The organism is Actinoplanes sp. NPDC026623 (assembly GCF_040638275.1).
Classification (GTDB): domain Bacteria; phylum Actinomycetota; class Actinomycetes; order Mycobacteriales; family Micromonosporaceae; genus Actinoplanes.
In genome coordinates, this window is record NZ_JBEZXZ010000317.1 from 1 (window position 1) to 6,249 (window position 6,249).

Annotated in this window: 6 protein-coding genes and 1 pseudogene; 5 read left to right on the forward strand and 2 right to left on the reverse strand. The window is 74.3% G+C overall.

The genetic code is table 11. The annotated features are described in order from the left end of the window. A pseudogene (locus AB0F10_RS43355) lies at positions 1–1,954 on the reverse strand (hypothetical protein); the annotation flags it as partial. 144 nt (positions 1,955–2,098) lie between these two features. Between AB0F10_RS43355 and AB0F10_RS43360 the strand changes: the two are divergent. Genes AB0F10_RS43360 through AB0F10_RS43370 form a run of 3 tightly spaced genes read left to right on the forward strand, consistent with a single transcriptional unit; the run spans position 2,099 to position 4,711 of the window. Next, positions 2,099–2,959 carry an ABC-2 family transporter protein gene (locus tag AB0F10_RS43360; RefSeq protein WP_360639853.1) on the forward strand — a complete coding sequence of 287 codons (861 nt, stop codon included), beginning with the start codon at positions 2,099–2,101 and terminating at the stop codon, positions 2,957–2,959. Then, the gene (locus AB0F10_RS43365) at positions 2,952–3,752 is read left to right on the forward strand and encodes an ABC-2 family transporter protein (protein WP_360639856.1); all 801 of its coding nucleotides are present in this window, start codon (positions 2,952–2,954) and stop codon (positions 3,750–3,752) included. Before AB0F10_RS43360 ends, AB0F10_RS43365 begins: the two co-directional genes overlap by 8 nt. Continuing rightward, positions 3,749–4,711 (forward strand): ATP-binding cassette domain-containing protein, encoded by a 963-nt coding sequence (locus tag AB0F10_RS43370; protein ID WP_360639859.1) that lies wholly within the window; start codon positions 3,749–3,751, stop codon positions 4,709–4,711. Before AB0F10_RS43365 ends, AB0F10_RS43370 begins: the two co-directional genes overlap by 4 nt. On the opposite strand, the gene AB0F10_RS43375 is transcribed toward AB0F10_RS43370, so the two are convergent. After that, the gene (locus tag AB0F10_RS43375) at positions 4,708–5,265 is read right to left on the reverse strand and encodes an XRE family transcriptional regulator (RefSeq protein ID WP_360639862.1); all 558 of its coding nucleotides are present in this window, start codon (positions 5,263–5,265) and stop codon (positions 4,708–4,710) included. The two genes, AB0F10_RS43370 and AB0F10_RS43375, sit on opposite strands and share 4 nt — an antisense overlap. A gap of 66 nt (positions 5,266–5,331) precedes the next feature. Here AB0F10_RS43375 and AB0F10_RS43380 point away from each other — a divergent pair, with 66 nt between their 5' ends. Both AB0F10_RS43380 and AB0F10_RS43385 read left to right on the forward strand, forming a co-directional pair. After that, positions 5,332–6,057: an AzlC family ABC transporter permease gene (locus tag AB0F10_RS43380; protein ID WP_360639865.1), complete on the forward strand. Its 726-nt coding sequence runs from the start codon at positions 5,332–5,334 to the stop codon at positions 6,055–6,057. Then, positions 6,051–6,249, forward strand: a 199-nt coding sequence (locus AB0F10_RS43385; RefSeq protein ID WP_360639868.1) for an AzlD domain-containing protein, incomplete at its 3' end; no start/stop codon positions are given. The genes AB0F10_RS43380 and AB0F10_RS43385, both read left to right, overlap by 7 nt.

Genomic DNA, 6,249 nt, shown 5'->3' on the forward strand with positions numbered 1-6,249 from the left:
GGGCCGCGGGAGTGACCGGTGCCGGCGCGGACGGCAGCGCCGTGGCCGACGGACGCGCCGGCGGAGCCTCGACGGGCGACGACTCGTTGGCCGCCGGCGAAACCGGAGTTCCGTAGGGCGGGCGCAGGGCCTGCCGCTCGTCCGTCGCGGGCGCGTGACGCGGCTGCGGCTCGTAGGGGTGCGCGGGCGGAGCCGGGCGATAGTGCGCGGGCTGCGCCGACGTGGGCCGGACCACGGGCGGTGCCTGCTGCTGCGAAACCACCGGCGGCACCTGCACCGGAGTCGGGCTGGACCGCACCGGCGGCGCGGAGGACACCGGCTGCCCGGGCCTCGTTGGCTGCGCCGAGAGGGGCCGGACCGGCGCCGCGGGCGGTGCGGAGTAGGCAGCCGGTGCGGAGTGCGCGGGCGGTGCGGAGTGCGCGGGCGGTGCGGAGTGTGCGGGCGGTGCGGAGTAGGCAGCCGGAGCCAACGGCGCGGGCGGTGCCGAGTGCGCGGGCGGTGCGGAGTGCGCGGGCGGTGCGGAGTGCGCGGGCGGTGCGGAGTAGGCAGCCGGAGCCAACGGCGCGGGCGGTGCCGAGTGTGCGGGCGGCTGGGGCGTATACGCCGCCGGGCGAGCCGCGGGCGGCGCCGTCCGGGGCTGCTGCTGTTCGACCGGCGGGATCGCGCGCAGCGGCGCGGAGAAGCGCGGGTCCGTCGGCGGTTCGGCGCTGTGCCGGGAGCCGCCGGTACGTGGCGCCCGGGGCTCGACAGCCGGCTGAACGGACCGCGGCCCGAGTGGCGTGGCGGGCCGGGGGTCGACCGGCGGTGCCCAGGTCGGATCCGGCGGCGTCGGCCGCGGCGCCGAATACGGCGCGACCGGTGTCGCCTGTCCCGGACCCTGATAGGCCGGGGTGTCGTGGCTGACCGGCCGGGCCGGCTGGTGTGCCGGCGGCGGCGACATCGGTCGCGTTCCGTAGTGCTGCTCGTCCTGCGCTGCCGGCCGGGGAGCGGGGCGTGACTCAGCGCCGTGCCACGGCGCGGCCTGCGGCTCCGTGCCGGGCCGGTTGCCGGCGGGCCGCTGATCCAGGCGGGGGTCCTGCTGCGGTGCGGGCGGGCGCGATCCGGGGTGGCGGAGATCCGCGAACCTGGGATCCGGCTCGGGCCGCGCCGCCCCGGGCCGGGCGTCGTGCGGCTGCGGTTGCGGACGCGGCTGCGCCTGGGACTGGGGCTGCGGTTGCGGACGCGGCTGCGCCTGGGACTGGGGCTGCGGATGCGGATGCGGATAGCGCTGGTCCGCGGGGGCCTCCTGCGGACGCCGGGCGTCCTGCTGATGGCGGGGGTCCTGCGGCTGCCGGGGGTCCTGGAACCGCTGATCCTGCGGGCCCGGCCGCGGCGCGGGGCCAGGCCGGGGGGTGCCGTACATCGGCGGCGCCGACTGCGGGCGCTCGGCCTGGGCACGATCCGCCGGCGGCCGCTGGTGGCGGTGCTCGGAGTCGGGCAGCCGGTCGGGCAGCGGCACCGGCCGGTTCCACGACGGCCCCGGCCGCGCGGGCTGCTGGGGCTGGGACTGCTGGGACTGCTGGGGCTGCTGGGGCGAGCGTCCGGCCACGTACGGCGTACGGGATCCGGGGGTGGGTTGATCCGGGCCGGACCACGACGGCGGCGGCAGGGGCGGTCGGCCGACGGAGGCGCGGCCCGCGGCCGGCGAGACCGGCCGGGCCGTCGACGGCCCGCCGGACGATGGCGCCGGCGGTCCGGAGGCCTGGGCGATCTGGCGGAAGTCGGCGTCCCACTGCGAGGCGGCCTCGGCGGCGCGGGACGCGTCGTAGACGGGGTGGTGCACGGCCCGGCGGCGTCCCGGGTCGCCGGGGTAGCGCTGCCCGGGCAGCGGCTCCCACTCCCAGGTGATCTCGTAGACCCAGGCAGGCTCGTCGTCCCACCGGTTCGCACCGGAATGCGAGCTCCAACCGTTCATCGGGCAGCCTTGTGGGCGCCGGATGTCTGGCTACGCTCCGTCACGACGAAAATCCACCTTGTCGGAAATTGCTCGGTGGCAGGGCGGTGCACCGGGTACAGTCGCCCGGCTCCGCTGCGGGGGTTGTGAGAGGAGATTAACGGCGTGGACGGGCTCGACGCCAGGGTGCCTCAGATCTCTCCACGCCGTCCGTTCCGGGATTGGTTTACTACGTTCGGTGCTCTTGCATGGTCGGGTTTCCGGAGGTACGCCACCTACCGGCAGGCGACCATAGCCGGATCGTTCACCAACATCGTCTTTGGGTTCCTCCGTTGTTACGTGCTGCTCGCGGTCGCGGCGGGCGCGGTGGGCGGGACGCCCGCAGGTTACCGCCCGGACCAACTGGCCACTTTCGTCTGGGTCGGTCAGGGGTTGCTCACCGTAGTTTCACTCTGGGGTTGGACAGAGTTGTCCGACCGGATCCGGACCGGCGAGGTGACCGCCGATCTGCTGCGCCCGATCCATCCGGTGATCGGCTATCTCGCTCCTGACCTGGGTCGTGCCCTGCACGGCATGGTCTTCCGGTTCGTGCCGCCGCTCGTCGCGGGCCTGGTCTGCTTCGATCTCTACCGCCCGGGCCGCTGGTTCACCGTGCCGCTGTTCGGGGTCTCGGTCCTGCTCGCCGTCGTGGGCAGCATGGGCGTGCGGTTCCTGGTCAACGCCACCGCCTACTGGCTGCACGACGCCCGCGGGCCGATCATGCTGTGGACGCTCGCCGCGGGGGTGCTGGCCGGTCTGTACTTCCCGCTGCGTTTTCTGCCGGAACCGCTGGCCGTCACCTTGTGGGTCGCCACACCGTTTCCAGGACTGATGCAGTCGCCGCTCGACGTGCTGGTCGAGCGGGACCCGGTGCCGCTGCAGTTCGCGCTGGTCGCCCTTCAGGCGGCCTGGGCGGCGGCGTTGCTGGGGCTGTGCGCGCTGGTGCAGCGTCGTGCCGAGCGCCGGCTGGTGGCACAGGGTGGCTGAGCTGCGGGCGTACGCGATGCTGCTGGGTGGGCAGTGGCGCTCGGTCACCTCGTACCGGGCGTCGTTCGCCGTCGAGATGATCACGAACATCGGGGGTACGGCGCTGGACGTGCTCGCCGTGCTGGTGATCTTCCAGGCCACGACGAACGTCGCCGGGTTCTCGCTGCCCGAGGGGGTGCTGATCGTCAGCCTGTCGTCGTGCGCGTTCGCCCTCGCCGACTTCGCCGTCGGCAACATCGACCGGCTCAAGACGTACGTGCGCACCGGCACGATGGACGCGGTCCTGGTCCGGCCGCTGAGCGCGTTCGGCCAGTTGATCCTCATGGACCTGCCGCTGCGCAAGGCGCTGCGGCTCCCGTTCGGCATGGCGGTGCTCGCCGTCGCGTTGCGGATCAACCACGTGGAGTGGACCCCGGCGCGGGTGGTGCTGCTGGTGGTGACGCCGCTCGCCGGTGCGGTCTTCTTCGCCTCGATCTTCGTGCTCAGCGCCAGCCTGGCGTTCTGGTGGGTGGACTCCGGCGAGGTCGGCAGCGCGTTCACCTACGGCGGGCGGGACTTCACCGCGTACCCGACGCCGGTGTACTCGGGGTGGTTCCGGGTCGTCTTCGCGTACGGGCTGGGGTTCGGATTCGTCGCCTATCAGCCGGCGCTGGCGCTGCTGGGCAGGGCCGACCCGCTCGGCATGCCCGCCTGGGCGGGCTTCGCGTCTCCGCTGGTGGCGCTGCTCGCGGCCGGCCTCGCCGCCGCCGTCTGGCGCACCGGCATCCGGCACTACCGGAGCACGGGCTCATGAGAGATCGCACGGTCATCGAGATGCGCGCCCTGCGCAAGGATTTCACCGTACGGGTGAAGGCCGGCCGCCTGCGCCGCGAGAAACGCACCGTGGCCGCCGTCGACGGCATCGACCTGCGCATCGAGCGCGGCGAGTTGGTCGGCTACATCGGCCCCAATGGCGCGGGCAAGTCGACAACGCTGAAGATGCTGACCGGCGTGCTCACCCCGTCCGCGGGCGACGTCTCGGTCTGCGGGCTGCGTCCCGTGCCGCAGCGCACGAGGCTCGCGCTGCGCCTCGGGGTGGTCTTCGGGCAGCGCTCCCAGCTCTGGTGGGACCTGCCGCTGCGCGAGTCGTTCGGCCTGCTCCAGCACATCTACCGGGTGCCGGCCGCCGAGCACGCGGCCCGGCTGCGCCGCTGCGTCGCCCTGCTGGACCTGGACGGATTCCTCGACACGCCGGTCCGGCAGCTCTCGCTCGGCCAGCGGATGCGCGGCGAGCTCACCGCGGCGCTGCTGCACGGGCCGGAGGTGCTGTTCCTGGACGAGCCGACGATCGGCCTGGACGTGGTCAGCAAGCAGGCGGTCCGGTCGTTCCTGGCCGAGCTGGGCGCCACCGGCGACGTCACGCTGGTGCTGACCACGCACGACCTGGCCGACATCGAGCGGCTCTGCGGGCGGCTGGTGGTCATCGACCACGGCCGGGTCGTCCACGACGGCACGATCGAGGCCCTGCACGCCCGGTACGGCTCCCGTCGCCGCCTCGTCGCGGACCTGGACGCGCCGCTGCCGCCGGGGTTCGAGCTCGACGGCGCGACGCTGGTCTCGCTGGAGGCGGACGGCCACCGGGCGTCGTTCGACCTGCTGTCCGACGTCGCTGGCCCGGTGGTCGGCCGGCTGTCGGCGCTGGCGTCGGTGCGGGACCTGTCCCTGGTCGAGCCGGACATCGAGGACGTGGTGGCCCGCCTGTACGCGTCTTAACGGTGTTCCATCACCAGGACGGCCCAGGTGCCCGGCTCGAGCGCCTCGTAGCGGTGCGGGACGTCGCCGGGGAAGGTCACGTAGTCGCCCGGCCCGAGGTCGAGCTCCTCGCCCTCCGGGCCGGTCCGCAGCCGCCCGGCCGCGACGACCAGGTGTTCGATGCTGCCGGCCAGGTGCGGGTCGGCCTGCCTGGTGCCGCCCGGCTCGAGCTCCATGACGTAGAGGTCGCGGCGGGCGTGGGTGCTGCCGGCGGCGAGCAGGGTGGCGAAGAAGTCGGCGTGGTCCGACTGCAGCCGCAGGCCCTCGCCGGCCCGGACCACCCGGATCAGCGGCGCGGGCGGCTCGACCAGCCGGCTGAACGGCACGCCGAGCGCGACCCCGAGCGACCACAGCGTCTCCACGCTGGGATTGCCGGCGCCGGACTCCAGCTGGGAGAGCGTCGACTTGGCGAGGCCCGCCCGCCGGGCCAGCTCGGCCAGGGATATGCCGGCCCGTTCGCGCTCGCGGCGCAGCGCCGCGGCGATGGTGGCCAGCGGGGGAGCGGGCTGTGACATGTTCACTCCGTCGATCGGGTCGTTCGGTTTGACGAACGATGCGCCTAGCGTTCATTATTCTGAACCATGCGTACGCCAAGTCGAACACCGGATCGGGCCTTGCTGCGCGACGCGGCGGCGATCGCGGCGGCGATGGTCGCCGTGGGTGGGTCGTTCGGGGCCATCGCGATCTCGTACGGGCTGCCGGTCTGGGTCCCGTTCCTCATGTCGACGGCGGTGTTCGCGGGCGGCGCCCAGTTCCTCGCGGTCGGCCTGATCGCGGCCGGCAACCCCCTGGCCGCCGTGCTCGCCGGCCTGCTGCTCAACGCCCGCCACCTGCCGTTCGGCCTCGCCGTCTCGGGCACCGTCGGCCCCCGCCTGCGGGACCGGCTGATCGGCAGCCACCTGATGACCGACGAGGTGGTGGCCTTCACGCTCGCCGAACGGGACCCGGCCCGGCGCCGCCGCACCTACTGGCTGATCGGCATCACGCTGTTCACGTCGTGGAATCTGGGCACGGCGCTGGGCGTGTGGCTCGGCGCCGCGGCGGGCGACCCGGTCTCGTTCGGCCTGGACGCGGCCTTCCCGGCAGCCCTGATCGCCCTGATCCTGCCGTCGCTGCGTGACCGCGACACCCGCGTGGTGGCGCTCGTCGGCGCGGCGGTGGCGGTGGCCCTGACGCCGGTGCTCCCGGCCGGGCTGCCCGTGCTCTGCGCGCTGCTCGGCCTGGGCGCGGTGTTCCTGCCCCGGCCCCGGGCACCGCGGGGCACCGGCGCCGGGCGTCCCGTCGCAGCCGAGGAGGCGTCGTGCTGATCGCCGTGATCCTGGCCCTGGCCGTCGGCACCTACACGATGCGGCTCAGCGGCGTCCTGCTGCGCGACCGGCTCGAACTCTCCGACCAGCTTCAGCGCCTGCTGCCGATGGCGGCCGCGGCGCTGCTGGCGGCGCTGGCGTCGACGGCGGCGCTGATGGAGGGCGACGCCCGCGAAGGACGCGCCCTCCATC

Bases quoted from the DNA above. Each gene is read 5' to 3' on its own strand.
- AB0F10_RS43370 (WP_360639859.1), top strand. From the start codon at position 3,749: ATGAGAGATCGCACGGTCATCGAGATGCGCGCCCTGCGCAAGGATTTC.
- AB0F10_RS43375 (WP_360639862.1), bottom strand. From the start codon at position 5,265: ATGTCACAGCCCGCTCCCCCGCTGGCCACCATCGCCGCGGCGCTGCGC.
- AB0F10_RS43380 (WP_360639865.1), top strand. From the start codon at position 5,332: ATGCGTACGCCAAGTCGAACACCGGATCGGGCCTTGCTGCGCGACGCG.